Raw genomic sequence first — 24,071 nt, 5'->3', positions numbered from 1 at the left:
CAAAGTAGAAGGGAGAGAATGTAATGGCTCGTCGGCGTGTACCCTATGTCGAGCAGATGCATCAGTCAGAGTGTGGACTTTGTTGCCTTGCAATGATATCTGCATACTATAAGAAAGAGATTTCATTATCTCGCCTACGTGAACGGGCAGACGTTGGACGAGATGGTACAACACTGTTGCAACTAAAGAAAATTGCTGTGAGCTTAGGCTATGATGTAAAAGCTTATCGCATTGAACATATTGATCAATTTCAATTACAGCAAGTTTCTTTACCAGCCATTCTGCATTGGAACCAAGGTCATTTTGTAGTTTTGGAAAAGATAGATAATAATTATGCCCGTATTGTTGACCCACGATTTGGGAGAATTAAGCTGTCATTAAAGAATTTCAGCGAGCAATTTTCTGGATTTTTAATGACAGTGGGGTTAACCGAACAAATCGACATCGAGAAAAGCCCAAATATTTGGTTAGATGTTTTAGTCCATGTAAAAACACATAAAAATCTATTTATATATGTATTTCTTATTACACTAGCTTTGCAAGTCATCGTTATAGGTATGCCGTTATTCTTGAAGCATGTTATTGACGAGGTTATGATTCCTAAAAACTCCAGTTTATCTATAACCATTTTTATATCTGTAGTCAGTTTTCTACTTGCGTACATGGTAATTACATTCGTACGTAGTCGTGTTTTGATTCGATTACACAATGCTTTGGACTATGAGATGCAGACCCACTTTTTTTCACATTTATTGAAATTACCATTTCCATTCTTCTTACTGCGCTCGTATGGGGATATGCTTTTTAGAATGAATAGCATGGTCACAATCCGAAATCAGTTGTCAGGCGCTCTGATTACAGGTATATTGGATAGCTTCATGCTATTTGTATTGTCTGGTTACATGTTGTTCATATCTCCATTGCTTGCAATGATTGTATTTTTATTTGTGAGTATAAATATTTTGTTAGTAATTTTCACTAAACAATATGTAGCCGAGATTAATCAGCAACAAGTGGCGGCTACAACAGAAGTACAAGCTGTGCAGACAGAAATGCTGTACGGTATTATGGGTGTGAAAATATCAGGGACAGAACAACAAGTTTACTCCCAATGGCTTAATAAATTCAAACATTTATTGCAAGTATACCGCCGTAAGGAAAATTTGAATAGCTACATTACAACAACTAGCAATGGATTGCAGTTTATGTCACCACTCATTGTGCTAAGTATCGGCGTTCTATTAATTACTGAGGAATACAGTTCTATGACGGTTGGTATGGTTGTCTCATTTCAAGCGATTGCGACTCTTCTTTTTACTACATCATCAAACCTTATGAATACGATAAATTCATATATTCTTACGACTACTATTTTGAAACGGATTCATGACGTGTTGGAGGCTCCATCTGAACAAAATGAAGGTAAACTGCAAGTAAAAGTACTAGGTGACATCAGACTATCACATGTTAGCTATTCCTATTCAAAGTATAGTCCGATCGTGATAAGTGACATCTCATTACACATCAAACCAGGACAGAAGATAGCTATTATTGGACAATCTGGCTCTGGAAAATCTACTTTAGCTCATTTGATAATTGGGTTATTTGCCCCGTTATCTGGTGAGGTATACTATGATGGATATGAAACTTCGGATTTGGATATGCAATACGTTCGTAAACAGATGGGGATAGTTCCGCAGGATATATCATTATTCAATCGTAGTGTTTATGATAATATTGTCATGCACCAGGATGGTGTAACTATGAATGAAGTAGTGCGGGCAGCAAAAGCAGCAAATATTCACGATGAAATTATGTCGATGCCGATGCAATATCAGACAGTTTTAGCTGAAATGGGTAGAAATATTTCAGGAGGACAACGACAAAGAATCGCCTTAGCCAAGGCAATTTTAAATAACCCATCAATACTTGTACTAGATGAAGCAACGAGTGCATTGGATCATATAACTGAGGCTCGAGTAGATGCATATTTATCAAGTATTAAATGCACACGAATTGTAATTGCCCATCGGTTATCGACGGTGATGAACAGTGACATGATTATTGTCTTGGAGAATGGAAGGGTTTGTGATGTAGGAAATCACAATCAGTTGTTACATACTTCAAGCTATTATCAATATTACTATCAAGAAATGAGTTCATAACTGTTTTTATATGGCGGGTTTCAATCAAGTAGATGTGAGGATCTCATGGACTTATTCTCCTGTGTGAATGTAGTTGTTTGTGACTTTATTCTACACGGATTAGACCATGGGCTCTTTTTATTTTTTAGATAAGATGTTGTAACGTTTATTACAATCGGAAATATAAAGGATTTTCTTGTTGAATTAAACAAAATTAAGCTGCACAAATACATTGAGGAGGGAGACATTTGAAAACGATATTAATTGTACATATAATCTTCCACGGCTTGTCGAATCTCTACTTCTGAATTACACTGATTAAGGTACAGCTTCTCTGTTTTGAGATGCGAAAAGAAGGATTCGATGGATGCGTTATCCAGGCAGGTTGCTTTGCGAGAGTGGCTGCCCTTCACGCCGAATGCTTCTAATCGTGTATTGGAAGCCCTGCTCCGAATGGAGCACGGCTTCCGAAACGTCTCTTTTTTTGTCCATTGTTCCACCGTATCTAATACGAGCTGAACATCGTTCCGCTTTGATAATTGCCAAGCTACAATCTCGTTGTTGAACAAGTCTTGAATCACAGACAGGTAAACGAATGTGTTTCCATCCGAAAAATATACGTAATATCCGTCACCATTTTTTGCTGGGGTGCTGTGGCATGAAATTTGCGCTTCAGGCGATTCGGATAAATCACAGATAGCGTGTAGCTGGACTTCTTCCTCTTCTTACGAAATTACCGATTGGATCGATAGTTCCCGCATGATTCACCATACTTTCTTGTGATTAACGTTCAGACCCGCCTCCCACAACGCCGTTGTCATGCGAGGATAACCAAACTCTCGGTTTGCAATATGAATAGCCATCATGTGTTCTTTGATGTCACGCTCACGGTCTTGTCTTGCGTCTCGCTGGGGCTGTGTTGCTCGCCATTTGTAGTAACTGGAACGGGGTATTCCTGTAATCGATAATAGGCGTGTAATGCCATGCGAGCAGCGCAATTCGTCTATGATATCGTAGTTCTCCCGTTGGCTCAGCGCTTCTCCTTTACTAGATTTAGATACCGCTTTTTTAAATAATCCACCTGTGCTTTAAGGTAGTCCCGTTCTTCTTCTACACTGCTAAAGGCAGTACGAGGACGTCCTTTCATTGGATTTGGAACATTGTTTTTTCGCTCATCGAACGCTTCCCCGTTTTTCCATTTTTTACCCACACCTTCAGTTGTGAGCAGTTTCGAATTCCTTCGCGATCAGCGACCACCTTGTAACTTGAAGAATCTTCGACATAGGATCTAACCGCATTCAATTTAAATTCTTCGGTATACGTCTGAAATGTTTGTCCTTTTTTTTTCATAAAAATATCCCCTCCAAGTGTCACTTGAACCCTCATGATAACATGAAGTTTTTTTTAAGTGTCTACTTAAAGGGGATAATACCAATAACTAGGTTTTTTTTGTACTCTATGCTGGAAGGGACAATTATTCGGCAAAATATAGGGATCAAAATTATAAATCCACTTATTACAGACTCGTTAAAAAAGAAGTAGCCAATCTAGGAACCAAGAAGTTTTAGACATGCTACCGCTTTTTATTGTGCGCTACAAACCACTAAAGATAATATCTGCTTATTTCTCCTTAGTTGGTTTGGCCTGAATAACAAGAAGAAATACCATATAATTGGCTTTGTGCTGCGTTCCTTAGTGTATGGAAATCGATGAGTTTACTGGATTTAATTACACAGTGTACGTTTTGCGCATTCTTGTTTAAGACCAGATACATAGCAATTGTTTCGACATATCGTAACAAACCTGGTACTGGCGGGAATTTACATACTACCAGACTTACGTTGGACAGGTAATACGCGCTGTTCCATTTTTTCATATAAAGCCAGAAACCGCCTGATAATCCCAAGCTTTGGTGCCAACCAATAGATGAACAAAGCTGAAATGATGCCAATCAACGCTCCCACTGCGATATCTATTGGATAATGAACTCCAACCCAGACGCGGGAGACAGCACCACAGCAAGCAAGCGCCAGCCAGAGCCACCCACCCTTTCTCCGGACAAGCCAGAAGGAGACAGAGATGGAAAAAAACAAAATCGTATGATCGCTCGGAAAAGAATTATCTATATCATGGTTTAGGAGTTTGTTGACATGTGGCAATACCGCGAACGGCTGATAATGCTCATAAAACTTGCCTGCCAATTTACCGATGATCTCTGCCAGAACAAAAGCAAGCCCTGCCTGGATAACCATCATCCGATTCCGGTTGCTGCGGGTGAACCAATAAACAAGCATTGCTAGTGCGAGTACATACAGCATATACTCCGCCACAAAGACAGCAGCGGGATTCAGAAAAGCAAACTGTTTGCCCAGATCGTTAATCGTCCGAAACATATCAATATCCCATTGAAACAAAATCCCACCTCCATCTGAATTTCCCACTTACAATGGAGAACTCCAACCAGCCTACTTCAGTGATTATCCATTTTTTTCGAAGTAGGCTATTGTTGCCACTAGTCCTAACAGCAGCAACATAAAGCAACACGTAGGAATAGAACGAAGGGTATGCAGGAACTCCACAATCAAATGCACGACTGACCATGGAAAAATCGCTTTATAGTCATAGTTTGCCGATACTATATTCCCCATCTTAAACACAACTGTAAAAATAATGGTTTACACGCAGTTAGTTTTTTTGCACATGATGTAATAAACATCGTCGGGGCCGACAATAGAAACAGCTAACTTCACCCAACATAATGCCGATTATTAGCTGTTAGATGACGCACCATGACGTAATCCCCGAAAACAGGAACATAAGCATTACGATAATACGTTTACAGGGCGTCCTCTATCAGCAATCTGCTATACTCTTTTGTCTCTTTGCGCGAACAGGTCGTACAAATAGTCCCCTTGTAACCATTCTTTAATACGAGATTATCCGGTTCCACCGGACCGAAGCTGCCGCAAATAGCCGCTGCGGATAACCAGGAAGTACACAATTTGAATGATCGCGAATGCACTCAACACGATTATCGACTCTTTGATGAGCGAAAAATTGAACATGCCCTGCAGTGCCGTCAGTGCCACTGCACCGTGAATGATCGCGATGGCAATCGGCAGGAAGAACAGGATAGCCATCTGGCGAGTGACGATCTTCGACAGCTCATGGCTGGTCAGCCCGAGCTTCATGATTGAAGCGTACTTCGCCTTGTCATCATCCAGATCCGTGTACAGTCGGAAATAGAGGAAGCTGCCGGAAGCCACAAAGAACACCACGCCAATGAACAACCCAACGAACATCACTGCGCTATAGCTCTGAAGCAACTGCTTGATGTGGAACGCCAGTGAGAAGAAGCTATCATTCTTGGAAAGACCAATCTCGCCGTCCAGCTGCTGGCCGACTGCTTCTGTTGCCTCCCAGTCACTGACCGCGAACACATAGTAGCCCTCGGACGATTGCGGCTCCGGCAGCTGCTCGTAGCGGTCATCATTCAAGACATAGTACTTGTTGTACTTCAACATGTACTCCGACATTAAGAAGGAGGCGCTCTGTGTGATCAACAGTGGTTTCCCGCTGCCTTCCACTGCCAGCTCCTGCTCGTCGAAGGATTCTCCTCGTCCGTCTGTTGAGTTGTATTGGACGATAGCCGCTTCGTTCGCCCCTAGTTTCAACTTCTGATCCCCGGCGACAGCGGCAAATGTGTTGTACATTGACTCGCTGATGATCATCACCGTTTCGTTGCTCTCGGCTCGTTTGTAAGAGCGCAGCTCGGCCTGCAGCTTCGTGAAGGGAATTCCCTCCACGAAAAGTTTATGTTCGATCACATCCACCGCCGAGGCGGCCTGTTCCGGAGAGTTCCCTGCATACGAGATATATTCAAAGGCAAACGGTTTTTCAATCGACTCAGTAAGGATCGTCTTGAACCCGACTAGGGCACCGATTGCTGAGAAAGCGACAGTCGACAGGATCGTCACAAGGAAAAAAGTGCGGGCATTGTCCTTCATCCGATAAGCAAGATCGTTGAAAAACAACAAGTTCGTTCGTCGCCAGAATATCCTCCGGTTGTGCTTCAAACCGCGGATCGTATATACGCTCAATTGAGTGAACAAAAAGTACGTCCCGACGACGACCGCCACTGTCACTGGCAGCAATGCATACACGACCATCAAGCCTTCGACGACCAGCGACACACCATATCCACAACCGATCAGTGCGAGCGACGCGAGTGACAGCCAGATCGAAGCGCGGGGCTCAGGCCGGGGCTTGGTGGATCCTTTGAGTAGGTCAATCAGCTTGTTGCCGCGAAAGAACAGCACCGTGAAAAGCGAGATGCCCAGAAAAAGCAGCATGAACGCGGAAAAGGTCAGAACGAGCGCTTGGTACGGCATGTAGAAGGGGAGCTCTTCCTCCATCCCAATCAGCGACTCCGCCGCAAGCAACAATATCTTGGATAGCACCAGCCCGGACGCGACGCCAGTCAGCGTGGCGCCGAAGCCAATCACAATATTTTCGATAAATACGAGCCTCCGGAGCTGCATATTGGTGATGCCGAACATGACCAGCAATCCGAACTCTCGGCTGCGCGACTTGATAAAAGCGCTCATCGAATAAAGGACAAAGAAGAATGAGAATAGGTAGATGAGCATCTGCGCCACTAGTAATCCGATCGTTACCGGACTGCCGATTTCTCTCGTTGCCAGCCCCGGATGAAAGGCGAAAACGCCATAGACGAAAAACACCATCACCGCAAATGCACTGCTGAGAAAATACGCTATGTACAGGCGTTTGTTACGCATGACGTTATTAAACGCGAATTGTTGAAAGGTCATGCGCATTCCCTCCAAGCAGTGACAGCACATCGATGATTTTTTGGAAGAACGCCTGCTGGCTGTCCCCGCGGTGAATCTCGTTGTACAGTTCACCGTCCTTGATGAACAGCACACGGTGACAGTAGCTGGCCGCCAGCGCGTCATGCGTGACAAGCAGCATTGTCGCCCTGTCCGCCCGGTTGATCGCCGTCAGTGTTTCCATAACGTCCCGAGATGATTTGGAGTCGAGGTTACCTGTCGGTTCATCAGCCAGTAGCAGCTTCGGCTCGTGAATGATCGCCCGGGCGATGGCCGTCCTCTGCGCCTGTCCGCCGGATACTTCGTAGGGCCATTTGTTCAGAATGGAGTCGATCCCAAGCCTGTCAGCGATTCTATGCGCCTTTTCCTCCATCGTGCGCACCTTCTCACCTTCCAGCGTCAGCGGCAGCACGATATTTTCTAAAATTGTCAGTGTGTTAAGCAGATTGTAGTCTTGAAAAATAAATCCAAGCTGTTGTCGGCGGAACCGGGCGAGCGCGTTGTGGCCCAATTGGTGTGGGTTCTGACCGTCGATGAGCACTTCACCGGAAGTCGGATTGTCGATCGTCGCGATCAACTGTAGTAGCGTCGTCTTGCCGCTGCCCGATGGCCCCATAATGCCGACAAACTCGCCCTTCTCGACGCTGAACGATATATCGCCGAGTGCCCGGTGCACGATCTGGCCGCTGTAAATCTTGCCCAGATGAGTTGTTCGCAGAAGTTCCATATCCTCGCTCCTTCATGTAGCTGGTGATTTCTTGTTCTCCACCTCAAGTATACGGTGGGCTCGCCGAGCAAACCAATCGACGAAGATTACATTTAGCTTACATCGATGTAAGCTTGACCGCAGTCAAGAAATAAACCCGCACCCGAGTGCCAACGTCAACGGTAGAATCGATCTCCAGCTCGTGGCCCAGTCGGTTGCAAACTTCTTGCGCCAGATGCAGCCCCATTCCCGTCGACTCCCTGAACTTGCGGCCGCTCTCACCAGTGTAGAACGGCCGAGTCACCCGCTTTAAGTCGGCTAGCGGAATACCGATGCCTTCGTCTGCCACCTCCAGCACCGTCTTCGCGCCTTGCCGCCAGGCGCGAATGGCGACGGTCCGGCCGCAGCCAGCAGAGTATTTGATCGCGTTCGACAGCAATTGGGTCAATACGAACCCGATCCACTTCTCGTCGGTCGGCACCGTCAGTTCATCGTCCATCTGAACTTGAGGGTATAGATTATTGACAATGAATAACCGCTTGTGTTCATTGACTGTTTTTCGCACAACACGCTTAAGTGGCACATGCGCCGCTTGGAAATCCTCCTCAAACGTCTCCAACCGGGTCGCGTGCAGTACTGTCTCTAGCCCCCACTGGATTCGGTCTGCTTCGTCGCGGATGTCGACCTGCCGCCGGTCGCTCTCGTTTTCGGTCAGCAGGTGGATAACCGAAAGTGGAGTTTTCATCTGGTGGACCCATTGGGTAATGAATGTCGAATGCTCACGGCGGCGCCGCTCCATCTCTGTGATACGAGTCATGTACAGTGCATACTGCGCCTGCAGCAGTTGGTCGACTGCCTGCGCGATGGGGGCACTGCTGCCGGAACCAGCCGCAGACTTATCCAGCTCATTTAGCGGCTCCGCAAGCCGATCGTACATCTTGCGATGGCTGATATAGCGCCAACCAGTATAAACTAGCAAGGTGACCATGCCAAGAAATATCGAATAGAGGGCGGTGTACACGTTGCGATAGCCGTCAAGCCAGTAGATCGCCACAACCAGCGTCAACTGAACAAGATGCATAACAAACAAGGGCCAATGCTCACGGATTAGCAGCTTCATTTGGGTTCACCCAATTCGTCCGTTTCCAGCACTAGCTTGTATCCGGATCCGCGCACCGTCTCGATACTGCCCGCAACCGCGATCTCCTGAAGTTTCTTGCGGGCACGCGCGATGTTCACGTTCAGTGTGTTCTCGTCCACGAACTGCTGGTCGTCCCACAGCCTATCCAGCAGTGCTTCGCGGGTAACGACCAGCGGGTAGCGTAGAAGCAGCAGTTCCAGCAGATCCGCCTCCTTGCGCGCCAATGCAACAGTCGCGTCCCGCCACTTCAGCTCCAGCCGCTCCGGATAGAGGGCGAGCCCGCCTTGCTCGACCATTTTTTCCCGCGCATCCCCCGCATATTCACCATACACCCGCCGCAACTGGCTGCGCACCTTGGCAATGACCAACTCATGGTGAAACGGCTTGGTCATATAGTCATCGGCTCCGTACTCCAGCGCCATTACCTGATCCATATCGCCTGAGCGGGCGCTGATGAAGATGATCGGACAGGTAGACACTTTGCGGATCTGCCGGCACCAGTAATACCCGTCGTAACTCGGCAGATTGACATCCAGCAGTACAAGATGGGGCTCGTAATGCTGAAACTGCGCCATTATATCTTCAAAATCGTCCGCGTACTGCGCTGTTAAGTTGTACTTTTCCAGACAAGCCTGTAAAAGCGAAGCCAAATTCGGATCGTCCTCCACAATCCATATGCGATACATTGCAACTCTCCTCCTCTGCGTAAACGTGTCCATAAGAAGCACAGCTTGTTTGCTCCACTTGCCCCTGGCGCGGCATACCCACTCGCAGCCGAGGTAGTGAATGGGGCGACTGTCTCTATATTAACATAAACATAATTGCTGATAATCGTTACAAGCCCATCGAATCTAAGGATAGGAGAACGAACATCATTCGCTATAATGGATGTAATTTACTGACGTTAACCTTTGGCGAGGCAGCTAAAATTCAGCAGATCGTAATAAATGGTGAAACGAAAACCTTCAAATGGGCAATGTAGCAAATCCCTCCTTTTATCCTCAAATATCGGTCGTTGATTTAGATGCAGATGGGGAAGATGAAGTTGTCGTTGTTCTGATCCAAGGCACAGGGAGTGGAGTACATGATTCAAAAGTGCATGTGCTTAGAACAGACTTTATAGAAATATCGGTTTTGATGTGAATCCACGTCAAAAAACCTCCAACTCTCGTACATAATAAGAGATGGAGGTTTTGCCCTACTTATTTTTGCTGTAAATCAACCCTGAATCATGTGGACAACTTCAATTTAGAAATCGAAGTTGTCCGGATCAGGTCCAACGCGTACATCTTCGTTCAGAGCATTGATCTGATCCATCTCTTCATTGGAAAGTTCAAAATCGAAGATGGAGGAGTTCTCGATAATCCGCTGTTCCTTAGTGGACTTTGGAATAGTAATGACTCCATTTTGCAGATCCCAACGCAGGATTACTTGTGCAACAGATTTGCCTTTGGCTGAAGCAATCGCCGTGAGTACTGGATTGTCCAACAGCTGACCTTGCATTAGAGGTGACCATGCTTCGAGCTGGATACCATGCTTTTCGCAGAAATCCTTGAGTTCAACCTGAGTCAGGCGAGGGTGGTACTCTACCTGATTGATCATCGGTTTCACTTTGGCATCCTGCATCAGGTCTTCGAGATGATGAATCTGGAAGTTGCTTACGCCAATAGCCTTAATGCGGCCGGCTGCGTACAGTTCCTCCATGGCTTTCCAGGCTGCTTTGTATTTTCCTGCCTTAGGCCAATGAATCAGATACAGATCCAGGTATTCCAATCCCAGTTTGTTCAGTGTGGTATCAAAAGCTGCAAGTGTCTCTTCATATCCGAGGTCTGCATTCCATACTTTAGATGTAACGAACAGTTCTTCGCGGTTCAGGTTGTTTTCTTGCAAAGCTTCTGCAATCGCTTGTCCAACACCAGCTTCATTGCCGTATATTGCAGCAGTATCGATACTGCGGTAGCCATGTTTAATTGCATTTTTCACAGCATCAATCAATTCAGATCCTTCTTCTACCTTAAATACACCAAGTCCGAACCAAGGCATAGAAACACCGTTATGCAGAGTTACTGTGGATTGTAGATGTTGTGCAGTTTGAGCTGTTGTCATGAGATTTCCTCCTTAAATTTGTGTAAAAATCAGTCATATTAAGCTGAATTTTTGTTGTTTTATCATACAAAATTAAATCATAGTAGATCAAATTGGGTTCAACGTATTATAGTATAATAAAATACCATGTGAAACCGGTTCCCCTTGAAGGCTGGAACTGATAAATATAGAGTGGACCTATGGTTGGATAGGAATTAGAACGAAGCTTTCTCCATTTCGACTGATGCATGTTGATCCTTGCTTTCCAGCATTTTAGCCCATGCGGTCAGAATTACAGCTACGAGAACCATCAAGGCTCCGACCCATGTCGTGTGAATCAAACCAATGGAGTCATTGATCACGCCACCCAAATAGGCACCTATAGCGATCCCTGCATTAAATGCGGCGATGTTAAAGGCTGAGGCTACATCCTTGGCCTGTGGTGCATATCGTTCAGCCAAGGTTACAACGTACATCTGAAGACCAGGCACATTCATGAAGGCGAGCAGACCCATACCCATAATGGTAAGTAGTGCTGCCAACTTGAATGGGACCGTAAAGTACATGATGCCCAGAATGATGGTCTGAATGATGAACATGTAGAAGAGCGCCTTGAGTGGGTTGCGATTGGCTGCTCTGCCGCCGATGATGTTGCCAACAGCGATGGCTATTCCGTACAACAACAGAATGAACGCTACTGTTTTCTCGGAATAACCGCTAATATCATGCAACAACGGGGACAGATACGTAAACACGACAAATGTTCCTCCGTACCCAACAGCAGTGATGGCAAAAGCAAGCAGCAAGCGTCCACCTGTAACAAGCTTCAGCTGATCCCGAAATGCCGTCCGTGTTCCTCGCTTCAACGTGGATGGCACGAGTATCAGGTTTCCGATCATTGCAATGATGCCAACCACAACAATTAGGATAAAGGCAGCGCGCCAGCCCCAATGTTGGCCAATGAGTGTACCGAGAGGTACACCGGTTACTGTGGCAATGGTAAGACCGGAGAACATGATGGCAATAGCACTCGCCCTACGGTTGGCAGGCACCAGATCGGCTGCAATCGTGGAGCCAATGGACATGAACACCCCGTGTGCCAGAGCGGATACTACTCGTGCAATGAGTAACATGGTGATGCCTGTCGATAGTGCAGCCATCGTGTTACCCGCAATGAATACAATCATGATGGCAAGCAATAGCGTTTTGCGTGATATGGTAGACGTCAGTGAAGTCAGAACAGGAGCTCCAAAGGTAACGCCTAATGCATATAAAGTAACGGTCAGTCCCGCTGAAGTTACGGAAATGCCCAGGTCATCTGCAATGAGGGGCAGTAGCCCAACGCTGATAAATTCTGTGGTACCGATCGCGAATGCACTAATGGCCAGTGCTAGCAGTGCCCACGTGCTACGCTTTGAATCTTGTAACATTTCTTGCTCAACTCCCCCGAATGTAGATTTACGTACCGGCAAATGCTATTATGAGTTATTCGGTATAGATTGAATAGTACGTACTTTTTAGTACCCTACGTACTTTTTAGTGCCTATACAGCATGCGACGGATGTAATCCAATTCATCAGGGAGGAAGCAAGTTATGGTTAGAAAAAAATATAACATCTCGGTTGAAGCTACCCTAGAAGTGATCGGTGGCAAGTGGAAATGCGTGATTCTCTGTCATCTGACACATGGGAAAAGACGAACCAGTGATCTCAAGCGTATTATGCCCGCAATTACACAGAAAATGTTAACACAGCAACTGAGAGAGCTTGAAAACGACGGAATCGTAAACCGAATCGTATATAATCAGGTCCCTCCCAAAGTAGAATACGAATTGAGTGATTACGGGAGAAGTCTTGAACCAATTCTCAATGCGCTCTGTAATTGGGGAGATCAACATATTGTGAAGGAATACGGAGACAAATCAGCAGTTCTGGAAGACAATGGACTCAATGATTTTAACTCTGACAATAGGGAGCTGGTGCAACCGTGAACTATGAGATTTTATATGATGGTGCTTTTGCGATGCTCAAGGTACATTTGCAGCGGGGAGAGCGGTTCAAGGCCGAGAGTGGTGCGATGGTATCCATGACGCCTACGGTTGAACTAAAGGGTTCAGCAGAAGGTGGGATGTTTGCCGGGTTCGGTCGGATGCTGAGCGGGGAGAAGTTTTTCTTTCAGGAGTTGACGGCTGCGGGCGGGTCGGCAGAGATTCTGCTCTCACCTTCCAGTATGGGCGATGTAGAAGCTGTTGAATTGGATGGTTCCTATTCACTCTATGTGCAGAAAGACGGATTTCTGGCAGGAACCGAGGGCATCCAGGTGAATACCAAAATGCAAAACCTGAAAAAAGGTCTCTTTTCGGGAGAAGGTTTCTTCATTATTGAGATCAGCGGACGTGGAACCGTATTTCTGTCTTCCTATGGTGCCATCCATGCGATTAATCTGGCAGCAGGTGAAGAAATGATCGTGGATAACGCCCATTTGGTGGCATGGCCTCATTATGTAGATTACCGGATAGAGAAAGCTTCACAGGGCTGGTTATCCAGTGTTACAAGTGGAGAAGGATTGGTATGCCGGTTCCGTGGAGAAGGAACCATTCTTATACAGAGCCGCAATCCGCAAGGATTCGGACAATGGGTGAAGCAGTTTATCCCTGCGCGCTAATCATTTTTTTGAGAAAGAACACACAGAGTTGCAACGGATATGTTTCCATCATCGTTATATGAATAATGGATTTACTTCATTGACTGACGGATACATATTCTGTTGCATAAGGTCGCACATCATGGAGGTATGAGATGACAAGCTCACGGTATAAAAACGCACAAGAAAGCCCGGGATATCTGTTATGGCAGGTTACAGCCATGTGGCAAAAGGAAGTACGCAGGGTGCTGGAGCCCCTCGAACTGACACAACCTCAATTTGTATTATTGCACGCCTGTTTGTGGCTCAATGAACACGATGAGGAAGGCAAAGGAGTTACTCAGGTTCAAATTGCTCAGTTTGCCAAGGTGGATGTTAACGTGACTTCTCAGGTTCTACGTGCGCTTGAAAAAAGGGGATTAATTACCCGCGCTCGTCATCAGACAGATACGCGTGCCAATATTATCACAACAACGGAAGAGGGAACCCGATTGGCTGTGGAGGGAATTCATCTGGTCGAGGAATCGGACAAGGCATTCTTCGAAACTTTGGATGAACGTAAGGGAGAGTATTTGGAGATTATGCAAGAGTTTCTTCGCCAAAAAACAGAGAGTTGATCCGTAATATATCTTTTTTTTAATGTATTAAACTACAGAATGTAGTGGAACTGGAAAATTTTCTGATTATTAATAATTATAGCACCTCTGTAAAATACAAATAGACCTCCTGACTTCATCTTGTCGGGAGGTCTATTTTGGTTGCTCAATCGATTCGATAGGACGCAAACGGCTCGCGGCGACGGAAAGAGTCACTGATCTGGTCTAGATCGGCCAACAGCTCATCGGGCAGTGACATGTCCAGACTAGCCAGATTATGTTCCAGCTGTTCGGTGCGTGTAGCGCCCACAATCACTGTAGATACGGCTGGACGTGCCAGTAGCCATGCGAGCGACAGAACACTCGGGGAGCACCCATATGAGGCAGCTTTAGCACTCACTTGTTCACTCAGTTCGATATTATGCTCCAGCAGGAAACGGTTGAAGGACGGATCGGTGTCTGCTCTGGAACCAGAAGGCACACTAGTCTGTCCGTTATATTTACCGGTCAGAATACCACCTGCCAGCGGGAAATACGGGATAATACCCACACCCTGATCGAGACACATTGGTACCAGTTCCAGCTCAGGTGTACGGTCTGCCAGAGAGTAGCTGGTTTGGGTGGAGATGTAGCGCACATAACCTTTCTGTTCACTGATGCCTAAAGCTTTCATCAGCTCCCAGGCTGCGTAGTTGGAGGCTCCGATGTAACGGACTTTGCCGGAAGTGACCATATCATCCAGTGTGCGCAGTGTCTCATCCAGCGGTGTATGCGGATCAAAAGTATGGATCTGGTACAGATCCACATAATCCGTTTGCAGGCGCCGCAGGCTATGTTCCAGCTCTTGTTGCAGGTGGTAGCGGGAGGAACCCCGCCCATGGGGACCGTCATGCCGGGGAAGTCCGGCTTTGGTCGCAAGCACCGCGTTTTCCCGACGACCTGTGAGAGCCTGTCCAATGATGCGTTCTGATTCCGTACCTGCGTAGATATTGGCGGTATCGATAAAGTTGATGCCCTGATCCATCGCTGCATGAATAATGCGGGTAGAAGCTGCTTCATCCGCGCGTTTACCAAACGCATTGGTGCCGAGCCCCAGTGCCGACACACGCAAACCACTATTGCCCAAACGTCGATACTCCATCCTTTATCGCTCCCTTTATGCTTGTTTATGTATAGCAGATTATAACGTAATCTATTGAAAACGTGTTATTAATATAGTTAAATGATTCTAAGAACCCGTTATTAAAGGAGATATGATGGAAAACAGTGCCGCACATTTAACAAGACGGAAGCCGAAGAAACCGAAGAAGAAATGGAAGAAGCCATTGATCATCACCCTAAGTGTGCTGTTTGTGCTCGGAGGACTCGGATTTATCTATCAAAAGCAACTCGTCGTGTTTGCCTTTAATTTGTTCGCTTCAGCTACGGTGAAGGAAGCCTTGGATGACTCCTTTGTACCAGCTGGCGATAAGGATGCCCCTGTCGTGGAACATACCGACCCATTCTCGCTGTTGCTGCTAGGGATTGACCAACGGGATAACGAACCAAGCCGTTCGGATACCATCATCTATTCCGTCGTGCGTCCAGAAGACAATAAAGTGCTGCTGCTGTCCATTCCACGTGATTCCTATACCGAGATTGTTGGCCGAGATGTGAAGTCGAAGATCAACTCAGCATATGCCCACGGTGAAGCCAAGATGGCGATGGATACGGTGGAGAATTTGCTGGGGAACAAAGTGGATTTCTATGCCGCGATTAATTTTAACGGGCTCAAGGATATTGTTGATGCGGTGGGTGGCGTTGAACTGCCGATCAAAAAAAATATTGAGAACAAGCTCAAAATTCATGAGAAGCTGTTTGTTGAAGCGAATAAACCGATCTATAACGGCGAAGAAGCGCTTGGTTATGTGCGTTACCGGGAAGATTCAGATTTCAATCGTACGATGCGTCACCGGATTTTCCTAAGTGCCTTCATGAATCGTGCGCTGGAGGTCAAAAATCTGACCAAGATCCCGGACGTCATCCAGATTGCCGGATCGAATTTTACAACCAACATGACCTCGGACTTTATCGTGAAATTTGCCGAGTCCTTATATATGAAAGATAGCATACCAACGATCAGCAATTACATGCTGAAGGGTGAGGGGGCAACGCGCAGTGGCACATGGTACTACGATCTGTCGGAGGACGATCTGCAGTATGTGCGTGGCATGATCGCCAGTTGGCTGGACCCGGATGCGACTGAGATAATTGAGCCCGAGTCAGTCGACCAATCGGAGACGAGTGATGCGGCCTAAGATCCATTCTTGTGCAAAATGCTCATATGAATATAAGTCGGGAGAAGCGGTTGCTTCCCGGCTTTTTTTGCGTTTGAGATCCTTCGATTGAAATATTGCACAGATATATCTAATGTTTAAACCTCTTTTTATGGCATACATATAGTAAAATATAGGGAAAAGATTAAACATCAACCAACGGAGGAAGCTCATGAAGGAGTTTAAGGAACGGCTTGGGCAGGTTCAGGAGCAGCAGAAACAGCTGGCGAAGGAGTATCATGCCCTGCTCCAGGAATACCAATCCGATGATCTGATCGTTCAGAATGAACAGTTACAGGAACAGTATGAAGCTCACAAACTCAAGCTGCAACAGCTCGAACTTCGCTCGCGCAAGATGGAAGAAGAGAATGCACGTCTTCGCATGGCGTTATCTGAACAGATGTTGGATGAGAAGCTTAATCTGATCCGGGTATCGCGGGAGAAGATGGAGACGTATTTTCAAGGAAAAACAGCGGTACATAACGATCGAATTGCATCTCATGAACATCGAACCAAATCCAGCCTGAACGCGCTGTACAACCAGGCAGCACAGGAGTTGCAAGAGGATTCACACGAGGTGAAGGAAAGGATTGCTTACCTTGCGGCAGAGGTGAATGAGCGTATTGAATCGCACAAGCGGGCCGTACAGGAGAGAGAAGAGGCTCTGCGTGGGCACATGGAGCGTGGATATGAGCAGATGGCGGAGGAGGGATTAAGCGAAGAGACTATTCAACGCCGGATCAAGCAGAATCGCATGGAGATGAAGATTGGACTCAGCTGGATCAACAAAGTAGCCATCCTGCTCCTCATTCTGGGGGTTGGAGCAGCGTTCCGATACTCGTACTCGACCTGGTTTAATGACGAGATGAAGAGCGGAGCCTTTTTCCTGCTTGGTGCTCTGATGCTTGCTGGAGGAGAGTGGCTGTTCCGCCGTAAAAAGCAGACGTTTGCGACGGGCCTGCTTGGCGGTGGGATCTCCGTCTTGTTCGGCTCCATCTTCTATAGTTACTTTTTGCTGCATATTATCGGGTTATATACGGGACTTGCCCTGTCTGTATTGGTATCGGCAATCTCCGTATTGTTGTCCCTAAGGTATCAGTCGAAGACCATATGTTCATTGGGTCTGGTAGGCGGATATCTTCCGCTATTCTCCTATATGTTCTCGTTCGGACTTGAGGGCCCTGCTGTCTATGTAGCCATGATCTATCTGCTGCTCTTAAACGGCATTATTGTGTTCATTTCGTTTGGCAAACGGTGGCCGGTAGTGCACTATATCAGTTTCCTGTTCAACACACCATCCATGCTTATCCTCTTGTGGCTGTCGCCAAGTGAGAAGATTGGCATGTTGTATTCCATTGTGACGTTTGCATTATATCTGGGCATTACACTGGCATATCCGTTCAAACATCGGATGAAGTTAACCTGGTGGGATTTCGCTCTGCTGGCTATGAATACGACCATCAGTTGCCTGATGTTATACGTGTTATTTGATGTGGCGAATTGGAATGATGCTCAAGGCTTGTTGGCGTTAATCTTCTGCGTGGTATATCTGGGTCTCGCACGATTCGTTCAGCGCAATATGGCTCAGGAGAAACAGACCATTCTGCTCTTCTATATCACTTCCCTGACCTTTGCCATTCTGATTATTCTGTTCCAGTTCGGGGCCAAGTGGTTATCGATGGGCTGGTTAATTGAAGGGGTTCTGCTGGTTACGCTTGGACATCTGAAACGGCTCAAGTCGGTGGAACGTGCCGGATGGGGTATTGTGCTTCTATGTCTAATCACTTTCGTGTACTATGACCTGCTGGCGCTATTCTTCATCGGGGAACGTTCTTACTTCATGTTAAAATACTCCAGCATTACGCTGGGTACCCTGCTTATTACACTGTATTATGCCTGGGCAGTTCACAGCAGCTCATCTGCCAGGGAGAGATTCAACTACAGCCCGCTGGAGCTGGGCTTCCTGAACGGATTCAAGTATGTGACACTCGCCAATCTGTGGTTATACGTGCTGTATGAATCGAATGAATTGTATACCAGAGCTGTGGATGGGACGTTCCTGTTATACATGTTCTACAAGCTGCTCATGTTTGCAGCGCTGACCATTGCATTGGCCTATGGATTGAGCAAAGTGAAGTTGTTGCGTGATCAATACGTACAGATGTATACCACTTTCCTGCATGCCATTGGTTGCTGTATTGCACTGGCTGTCACCTTAACCATGCCAGCGCTTCAGCCGGAAGTTCAGCAGCATACAGCGGCAGAGATTGTTGGTTTGCTGGTGCTAATTATCTTTAACGTAGGGGTATTCTTTGCAGGAAGGGATCTGCTGATTGCAGGCATCCGCGGGCAGTTCAAGAGCATTGAATGGTACCCGGTTATCGCAGGGGTATATCTGCTAGGGGTCATCACCGTATTCCTGACGATCCAGTTCCAGTGGGGTGATGTGGGGCTGATGTTCAGCCTAATCTATCTGCTGCTCGCGATTCTCTATATTGCCTATGGATTCCGTAGAAAATATGTCATGATTCGGCGTCTGGGCCTTGGCCTAACGTTGTTCGCTACGGGTAAGATGGTGTTCTATGATGTGGGGATGCTAACCTCGGGCAGCAAAATCTTTGCCTACTTCAGCTTCGGTGTGTTGCTGCTGGGCATCTCTTACCTGTATCAGAAGGTGTCGAGTCGGATGGAGGAAATACAGTCCAGAGAGACAGTGAAGCTTGACGACGAACAAGATTGATATAATGATTCTACTTTCAGCCCATGATATGTTATCAATGTATTACGAGGAGGGGGGGCACCCTGTAAGGAGAGGCTTAAACTACTGTTCTTACTGATGTATATTTTTATTTGAACTATATGAAAGGACTCCGGAAGTATTTCAAATCCGGAGTCCTTCCTCAATTTAATCCTTGTTCTTAATCTCTTCGACGATTTGAAAGCCGTTTGCTTTTCCATGAAGATATCCTTGCTCATAGTAGTCTATGCCATCAGGGGTTATAGTTACTGCAACTGTCTCCGGGTCATTCTCTACGGGCTGTGCAACGATATATCCTCTCTTTTATTTGAATCCCTCTTTAATCAAGCATACTCACACACCTCCGCAATTAAGCTATAATTACGGGTCAGACTACTGATCCTCCCCTTAAAAAAAGAAGTTGGAGCAGAAATGTTATGACGAAATGATTACTAACAAAGAAAGAACAAGAACTGCTAAAACGGCCCCGAGACATTTTGGAAGAAGCGGGCTTAGATGTTGAATATATTGGTTTGGAGCGTGTTCGTTCTTCTGGAAAACGTTGGCGTGCTTCGTATCGTGAAGAACTGAAGTTTGAATTCATTCATCTTACAATTAAAACGTACAAATTGAAGCGGTTGGTTCGCTATTTATGTGACGTCATTGAAGTATCACGTTCTGGAGCCTAAAATTATTTCTCTGAAAAATCAGTGCAAAAGCGTGTAGCTAAAGCCAAAATAGATGAGATTGTAAAGGGTATTATCAAAGTGACACTGGAGAATCAAACATGATGACGACAACTTAAAGCTTATCCGCCTGTATTATGAAGAATTTTGAAATCATCTGTCCCATTCGAAAAACTAATCCAGCTCGTAGAATGGCATAAGCATCGAAAGAGATCGCACATGTCCAAACGTATTATAGCGCAATTTTAAACCAGGCAAGCGAGGCGGGAAAGGTGTTATTAACGGATATTACATATTTAAAGTACAAAGGCAATAAACGGGCGTATTTATCGACGATTCAAGACGTACTGACAAAGAAATTTTAGCGAATGAAGTTTCTTCTTTTTTAAGTATAGAAATTGCACTAAACACGCTTCATAAGTTACAGAGCATCGCCATTAAAAAAAGATGTCTTAATTCATTCCGATCAAGGTTTTCACTATACGAGCTCCCAATCTCAATCCGTAGTGAAGAACATGGGAACTAAGATAATCCATGCCGCGCCTGGGAAACTGTTGGGATAATGCTCCTCAAGAATCGTTCTTTGGGCATTTTGAAACGAATATCAAAGAATGCGATACATTAGAAGAAATAAAACGAAGAATTAGGAGTTATATGACGTACTACATTCACTATCGAGGGCAATGGAATTTGAAAAATCTGCCGCCTGTAAAATACAGACTGCAGCTTCAACAAGTTGCTAGTTTTTTTCGAAATGTCCTTTACAAAGGGTTCGCTTTACATTAATGATAATGATATCTCCTATAAAATGTTATACTACATTTATAAGAATGGGCTAGAACGATCATTTCAAGTAAGTCTTCGTTCTATATTCACCGTTAAGAGAAAGGACGTGAAGGTAGGTTTGTATAATAAAATAAATTATTGAGTGGTATCTATTAAAAATAGGAGGAAGGATATGTTTAAAAGAATAACTCTAAAAATAAACATAATCATCTTAGTTATGAGTATGTTATTCGTGTCAGTTGAAGTTGCCTATGGTCAGGATATGTCTTCAGATATTGAGGGGCATTGGGCTCAATCTACCATTATTAATTGGCATTCAAAAGGATTAATCAAAGGCTACTCCGACGGTTTGTTCAGGCCTAATAATGTAATTAGTCGTGGAGAATTTATGGCGTTAGTTAATCGTCAATTTCAATTTAAGCAACTAGCGGAAGTACATTTTACTGATTTGTCTGCCTCAGAATGGACGTATATAGAAGCTCAAAAAGCAGTAAAAGCAGGGTACATACAAGGTTATAAAGACCAAACGATTCGTAGTTCTAATCTGATAACACGTCAAGAAGTAGCAGTCATAGTAGCTAGTTTGCTCAAATTACCTAGTAATGAAAAAGCAGTTATATCGTTTAAAGATTCGTCAGAGTTTTTATTCTGGAGTAAGGGAGCCATAGGTGCTGTATTCTCCAAGAATATCATTACGGGCTACACCAATGGGACATTCAAACCAGCATCACCAATTACAAGAGCTGAGGCTATTGTAATACTGGATAAGGCATTTTCTTCAATTAAGAATCAAAAAATAGAAATTCAGGATGATAATCACCCAGTCATTTCATTGCCTCCGACATCTTCTACTAGTAATTTTAGTTCAGCCAGTTATCCTGGTGGGTCTGGCTCCTATTCGCCTGGTACAGGTTTAAGGACGTCCGCAATAATTACTACTAAAGGAGCCAAAGCAATTCAAGGAAGAGAGCAAGTAATTACTTTGACAATAACGAACGATGTAATTACACCAGGTTTTCTACGTGCAACTTTTACAGATGGAGTTAATCCAGTAGCTGTATATGTCGAACTGGACGGAAATGAATCAAAAGTTGAGATAGCTTCTAAAGTGGCCAGAGCTTTTGAAAATAAATTATTATCCTGGAACGTGGATACACAGAATGCAAGTATACTTTTCACGGCAGCAAACCCTTCCATTAATAACGATAATGTTAAAGCAACGGTGGAGAGCATAATGACAGGTGTGGTTTCAAGAGGAAGTACAATCACTGTCCCAGGAAGCGTTGAGAACAATACTGGCACAGCACAAGTAGTAACCTTAGTAATAGAAAATGGAGCGACAGCACCGGGTTCACACTATATCTTTTTTACAGATGGCGGAGCCCCTATTTCCAGAAGCATCTCTATTACAGGCACAGAAAGTGCGGTCGAAGTAGCATCAAATATAGCGGAAGCATTTGGGACATCCATTGCAGGATGGAGTGTGGCATCTGATGGAGAAAAGGTACATTTTACATCCCAACAGCCAGGTACGAATAATGAAAATATTCGGGTATATACACTGGAGGCATCAGGGGTTGGGGCGCCTTCAAGTGAACTTACGGTTCCTGGAAACGCTAATACGAATACGTCCCAGATCGTGACATTGAGCTTGCCTAATTCGGAGAGTGACGGTGGACCAATAGGAGTTAAGTTCACAGATGGAGTATCTGCATGGACAGTGCATGTGAATATGTTGGGAAGCCCTGAAAGTGGAAGTGAGCTTGCTGACAAGATAGCAACAGCATTTGGATCAACCATTCCTGATTGGAATGTATCTGCTAATGGCACAAAGGTGATTTTTACAGCTAAACTTCCTGCAGAGAACAATAGCAAAGCGCTGGCGAGACTTTCTGGTTTAAACACAGGAATCGGTATGGCGGATAGTAAAATTACTACAGTAGAAACAGAACCAACACCAGATATAGCCCAAGTAGTAACGCTAGCAGTAGAAAATGGAGCGACAGCACCGGGTTCACACTATATCTTTTTTACAGATGGCGGAGCCCCTATTTCCAGAAGCATCTCTATTACAGGCACAGAAAGTGCGGTCGAAGTAGCATCAAATATAGCGGAAGCATTTGGGACATCCATTGCAGGATGGAGTGTGGCATCTGATGGAGAGAAGGTGTATTTTACATCCCAACAGCCAGGTACGAATAATGAAAATATTCGGGTATATACATTGGAGGCATCAGGGGTTGGGGCGCCTTCAAGTGAACTTACGGTTCCTGGAAACCCTAATACGAATACGCCCCAGATCGTGACATTGAGCTTGCCTAATTCAGAGAGTGACGGTGGACCAATAGGAGTTAAGTTTACAGATGGAGTATCTGCATGGACAGTGCATGTGAATATGTTGGGAAGCCCTGAAAGTGGAAGTGAGCTTGCTGACAAGATAGCAACAGCATTTGGATCAACCATTCCTGATTGGAATGTATCTGCTAATGGCACAAAGGTGATTTTTACAGCTAAACTTCCTGCAGAGAACAATAGCAAAGCGCTGGCGAGACTTTCTGGTTTAAACACAGGAATCGGTATGGCGGATAGTAAAATTACCACAACAGGAGCTGTACGTCCTGAAGGTGTTCAACAAGTGGTCACTTTAGTCATTGATTCAGGGGCAACTGCCATAGGGGAAATTAAGGTTAAATATACAGACGGTGCCGTGACAATTTTGAAGGACGTCAGTTTAGTAGGGACGGAGTCTGCCGAGGAAGTAGCCTCAAAGATAGCAAATGTATTTGATATGACTTTAACTGATTGGAACGTTTCGAGCATAGATAACACTGTAAAGTTCATAGCTAAAGTGGCTTCAAATAACAATCCTAATTTATCCGTTACAATAGAGGAATCCACTGCTGGGGTAGGCTTGATCTCAAGCTCAATTACTACCCCAGGTTCTGAGTTTTATGCAGGTGTTAAACAAGTTGTAACCCTAAAAATTGATTCTGGTACAATCCCTTCAGGAATCATAAAAATTGTTTTTCAAGATGGTATACATGAAGTTGTGAAACATGTGAATTTATCAGGAACAGTAACATTAGACGGAGTAGCCGATAGAATTAGATCTGCATTCGGGAAAGCTATTATTGGATGGGATGTATCTAATATAGGGCATAATGTTGTTTTTACAGCTAGTATGCCATCAGATCATAAACCTGATATAAAAGTGGATGTTTATCAGGAATAAAAAAGATTAAGAAATTTTTCTATTTTTCTACAAAACACCTTCAGAGTAGGTACTCTCACAGTACAATCTCCAGAAGGTGTTTTTGTTGTTGTATATTGTAATTAACTGCTGTATATTCACAACATTATAGTTAAGTCTAATCATTTAATA

21 protein-coding genes are annotated in these 24,071 nt (G+C 45.0%); 10 read left to right on the top strand and 11 right to left on the bottom strand.

The window, feature by feature from the left end:
* The first annotated feature begins 23 nt into the window (after positions 1 to 23).
* Positions 24 to 2,165, top strand: a complete 2,142-nt coding sequence (locus MHB85_RS30060) for a peptidase domain-containing ABC transporter (protein WP_192135284.1) — start codon at positions 24 to 26, stop codon at positions 2,163 to 2,165.
* Positions 2,166 to 2,404: 239 nt separating this feature from the next.
* Here the strand turns inward: MHB85_RS30060 and MHB85_RS30055 are convergent, their stop codons facing one another.
* The 8 genes from MHB85_RS30055 to MHB85_RS30020 form a co-directional block, all read right to left on the bottom strand.
* Positions 2,405 to 2,644 (bottom strand): IS3 family transposase, encoded by a 240-nt coding sequence (locus tag MHB85_RS30055; RefSeq protein ID WP_341074297.1) that lies wholly within the window; start codon positions 2,642 to 2,644, stop codon positions 2,405 to 2,407.
* Positions 2,645 to 2,908: 264 nt separating this feature from the next.
* Positions 2,909 to 3,142 carry an IS3 family transposase gene (locus tag MHB85_RS30050; RefSeq protein WP_192135282.1) on the bottom strand — a complete coding sequence of 78 codons (234 nt, stop codon included), beginning with the start codon at positions 3,140 to 3,142 and terminating at the stop codon, positions 2,909 to 2,911.
* Positions 3,143 to 3,287: 145 nt separating this feature from the next.
* A complete protein-coding gene (locus MHB85_RS30045) occupies positions 3,288 to 3,494 on the bottom strand; it encodes a transposase (protein ID WP_192135279.1) in 207 nt (68 codons plus the stop codon).
* A 470-nt stretch (positions 3,495 to 3,964) separates the two neighbouring features.
* A complete protein-coding gene (locus MHB85_RS30040) occupies positions 3,965 to 4,537 on the bottom strand; it encodes an undecaprenyl-diphosphatase (protein ID WP_197997910.1) in 573 nt (190 codons plus the stop codon).
* 543 nt (positions 4,538 to 5,080) lie between these two features.
* Positions 5,081 to 6,976, bottom strand: a complete 1,896-nt coding sequence (locus MHB85_RS30035) for an FtsX-like permease family protein (RefSeq protein WP_192135277.1) — start codon at positions 6,974 to 6,976, stop codon at positions 5,081 to 5,083.
* Positions 6,951 to 7,721 (bottom strand): ABC transporter ATP-binding protein, encoded by a 771-nt coding sequence (locus MHB85_RS30030; RefSeq protein WP_192135275.1) that lies wholly within the window; start codon positions 7,719 to 7,721, stop codon positions 6,951 to 6,953. Before MHB85_RS30030 ends, MHB85_RS30035 begins: the two co-directional genes overlap by 26 nt.
* Positions 7,722 to 7,818: 97 nt before the next feature.
* On the bottom strand, positions 7,819 to 8,820 hold the full coding sequence (locus MHB85_RS30025; protein ID WP_192135273.1) for a sensor histidine kinase: 1,002 nt from the start codon (positions 8,818 to 8,820) through the stop codon (positions 7,819 to 7,821).
* Positions 8,817 to 9,527 carry a response regulator transcription factor gene (locus MHB85_RS30020; RefSeq protein ID WP_192135271.1) on the bottom strand — a complete coding sequence of 237 codons (711 nt, stop codon included), beginning with the start codon at positions 9,525 to 9,527 and terminating at the stop codon, positions 8,817 to 8,819. Before MHB85_RS30020 ends, MHB85_RS30025 begins: the two co-directional genes overlap by 4 nt.
* Before the next feature lie 283 nt (positions 9,528 to 9,810).
* On the opposite strand from MHB85_RS30020, the gene MHB85_RS30015 reads away from it, so the two are divergent.
* Positions 9,811 to 9,984: a hypothetical protein gene (locus tag MHB85_RS30015; protein ID WP_341074170.1), complete on the top strand. Its 174-nt coding sequence runs from the start codon at positions 9,811 to 9,813 to the stop codon at positions 9,982 to 9,984.
* Positions 9,985 to 10,089: 105 nt separating this feature from the next.
* Here MHB85_RS30015 and MHB85_RS30010 read toward each other — a convergent pair whose 3' ends face one another.
* Entirely contained in the window at positions 10,090 to 10,947 is an 858-nt protein-coding gene (locus tag MHB85_RS30010) for an aldo/keto reductase (RefSeq protein ID WP_192135269.1), read from the bottom strand.
* Between the two features lie 194 nt (positions 10,948 to 11,141).
* The gene (locus MHB85_RS30005) at positions 11,142 to 12,356 is read right to left on the bottom strand and encodes an MFS transporter (protein WP_192135267.1); all 1,215 of its coding nucleotides are present in this window, start codon (positions 12,354 to 12,356) and stop codon (positions 11,142 to 11,144) included.
* A gap of 164 nt (positions 12,357 to 12,520) precedes the next feature.
* On the opposite strand from MHB85_RS30005, the gene MHB85_RS30000 reads away from it, so the two are divergent.
* From MHB85_RS30000 to MHB85_RS29990, 3 genes are all read left to right on the top strand, one after another.
* Entirely contained in the window at positions 12,521 to 12,916 is a 396-nt protein-coding gene (locus MHB85_RS30000; protein WP_017691613.1) for a winged helix-turn-helix transcriptional regulator, read from the top strand.
* On the top strand, positions 12,913 to 13,590 hold the full coding sequence (locus tag MHB85_RS29995) for a TIGR00266 family protein (protein WP_017691614.1): 678 nt from the start codon (positions 12,913 to 12,915) through the stop codon (positions 13,588 to 13,590). The genes MHB85_RS30000 and MHB85_RS29995 overlap by 4 nt, the downstream gene beginning before the upstream one ends.
* A gap of 134 nt (positions 13,591 to 13,724) precedes the next feature.
* A complete protein-coding gene (locus tag MHB85_RS29990) occupies positions 13,725 to 14,186 on the top strand; it encodes a MarR family winged helix-turn-helix transcriptional regulator (RefSeq protein WP_036612197.1) in 462 nt (153 codons plus the stop codon).
* 145 nt (positions 14,187 to 14,331) lie between these two features.
* Here the strand turns inward: MHB85_RS29990 and MHB85_RS29985 are convergent, their stop codons facing one another.
* Complete coding sequence (locus MHB85_RS29985) at positions 14,332 to 15,306, bottom strand: aldo/keto reductase (RefSeq protein WP_192135263.1); 975 nt, start codon at positions 15,304 to 15,306, stop codon at positions 14,332 to 14,334.
* A 112-nt stretch (positions 15,307 to 15,418) separates the two neighbouring features.
* Here MHB85_RS29985 and MHB85_RS29980 point away from each other — a divergent pair, with 112 nt between their 5' ends.
* The 5 genes from MHB85_RS29980 (at position 15,419) to MHB85_RS29965 (ending at position 23,921) form a co-directional block, all read left to right on the top strand.
* Positions 15,419 to 16,462, top strand: coding sequence for an LCP family protein (locus MHB85_RS29980; protein WP_341074169.1), 1,044 nt, complete (start codon positions 15,419 to 15,421; stop codon positions 16,460 to 16,462).
* Between the two features lie 190 nt (positions 16,463 to 16,652).
* Entirely contained in the window at positions 16,653 to 19,220 is a 2,568-nt protein-coding gene (locus MHB85_RS29975; protein WP_341074167.1) for a DUF2339 domain-containing protein, read from the top strand.
* Between the two features lie 494 nt (positions 19,221 to 19,714).
* The gene (locus MHB85_RS31270; protein WP_445739048.1) at positions 19,715 to 19,906 is read left to right on the top strand and encodes a hypothetical protein; all 192 of its coding nucleotides are present in this window, start codon (positions 19,715 to 19,717) and stop codon (positions 19,904 to 19,906) included.
* A gap of 531 nt (positions 19,907 to 20,437) precedes the next feature.
* Positions 20,438 to 20,689, top strand: a complete 252-nt coding sequence (locus MHB85_RS31265; protein WP_445739047.1) for an IS3 family transposase — start codon at positions 20,438 to 20,440, stop codon at positions 20,687 to 20,689.
* Positions 20,690 to 20,861: 172 nt separating this feature from the next.
* Positions 20,862 to 23,921: an S-layer homology domain-containing protein gene (locus tag MHB85_RS29965; RefSeq protein WP_341074165.1), complete on the top strand. Its 3,060-nt coding sequence runs from the start codon at positions 20,862 to 20,864 to the stop codon at positions 23,919 to 23,921.
* Positions 23,922 to 24,071 lie beyond the last annotated feature (150 nt).

This window comes from Paenibacillus sp. FSL K6-4396 (assembly GCF_038002525.1).
Taxonomy (GTDB): domain Bacteria; phylum Bacillota; class Bacilli; order Paenibacillales; family Paenibacillaceae; genus Paenibacillus; species Paenibacillus amylolyticus_B.
This window is presented reverse-complemented; position numbering and strand designations above follow the sequence as displayed.

What these genes read in the sequence shown, in the direction of transcription:
- MHB85_RS30060 (WP_192135284.1), top strand. Translation starts at nt 24, where the DNA reads ATGGCTCGTCGGCGTGTACCCTATGTCGAGCAGATGCATCAGTCAGAG.
- MHB85_RS30045 (WP_192135279.1), bottom strand. Translation starts at nt 3,494, where the DNA reads ATGAAAAAAAAAGGACAAACATTTCAGACGTATACCGAAGAATTTAAA.
- MHB85_RS30040 (WP_197997910.1), bottom strand. Translation starts at nt 4,537, where the DNA reads ATGTTTCGGACGATTAACGATCTGGGCAAACAGTTTGCTTTTCTGAAT.
- MHB85_RS30035 (WP_192135277.1), bottom strand. Translation starts at nt 6,976, where the DNA reads ATGACCTTTCAACAATTCGCGTTTAATAACGTCATGCGTAACAAACGC.
- MHB85_RS30030 (WP_192135275.1), bottom strand. Translation starts at nt 7,721, where the DNA reads ATGGAACTTCTGCGAACAACTCATCTGGGCAAGATTTACAGCGGCCAG.
- MHB85_RS30025 (WP_192135273.1), bottom strand. Translation starts at nt 8,820, where the DNA reads ATGAAGCTGCTAATCCGTGAGCATTGGCCCTTGTTTGTTATGCATCTT.
- MHB85_RS30020 (WP_192135271.1), bottom strand. Translation starts at nt 9,527, where the DNA reads ATGTATCGCATATGGATTGTGGAGGACGATCCGAATTTGGCTTCGCTT.
- MHB85_RS30015 (WP_341074170.1), top strand. Translation starts at nt 9,811, where the DNA reads ATGGGCAATGTAGCAAATCCCTCCTTTTATCCTCAAATATCGGTCGTT.
- MHB85_RS30010 (WP_192135269.1), bottom strand. Translation starts at nt 10,947, where the DNA reads ATGACAACAGCTCAAACTGCACAACATCTACAATCCACAGTAACTCTG.
- MHB85_RS30005 (WP_192135267.1), bottom strand. Translation starts at nt 12,356, where the DNA reads ATGTTACAAGATTCAAAGCGTAGCACGTGGGCACTGCTAGCACTGGCC.
- MHB85_RS30000 (WP_017691613.1), top strand. Translation starts at nt 12,521, where the DNA reads ATGGTTAGAAAAAAATATAACATCTCGGTTGAAGCTACCCTAGAAGTG.
- MHB85_RS29990 (WP_036612197.1), top strand. Translation starts at nt 13,725, where the DNA reads ATGACAAGCTCACGGTATAAAAACGCACAAGAAAGCCCGGGATATCTG.
- MHB85_RS29985 (WP_192135263.1), bottom strand. Translation starts at nt 15,306, where the DNA reads ATGGAGTATCGACGTTTGGGCAATAGTGGTTTGCGTGTGTCGGCACTG.
- MHB85_RS29980 (WP_341074169.1), top strand. Translation starts at nt 15,419, where the DNA reads ATGATGGAAAACAGTGCCGCACATTTAACAAGACGGAAGCCGAAGAAA.
- MHB85_RS29975 (WP_341074167.1), top strand. Translation starts at nt 16,653, where the DNA reads ATGAAGGAGTTTAAGGAACGGCTTGGGCAGGTTCAGGAGCAGCAGAAA.
- MHB85_RS31265 (WP_445739047.1), top strand. Translation starts at nt 20,438, where the DNA reads ATGCCGCGCCTGGGAAACTGTTGGGATAATGCTCCTCAAGAATCGTTC.
- MHB85_RS29965 (WP_341074165.1), top strand. Translation starts at nt 20,862, where the DNA reads ATGTTTAAAAGAATAACTCTAAAAATAAACATAATCATCTTAGTTATG.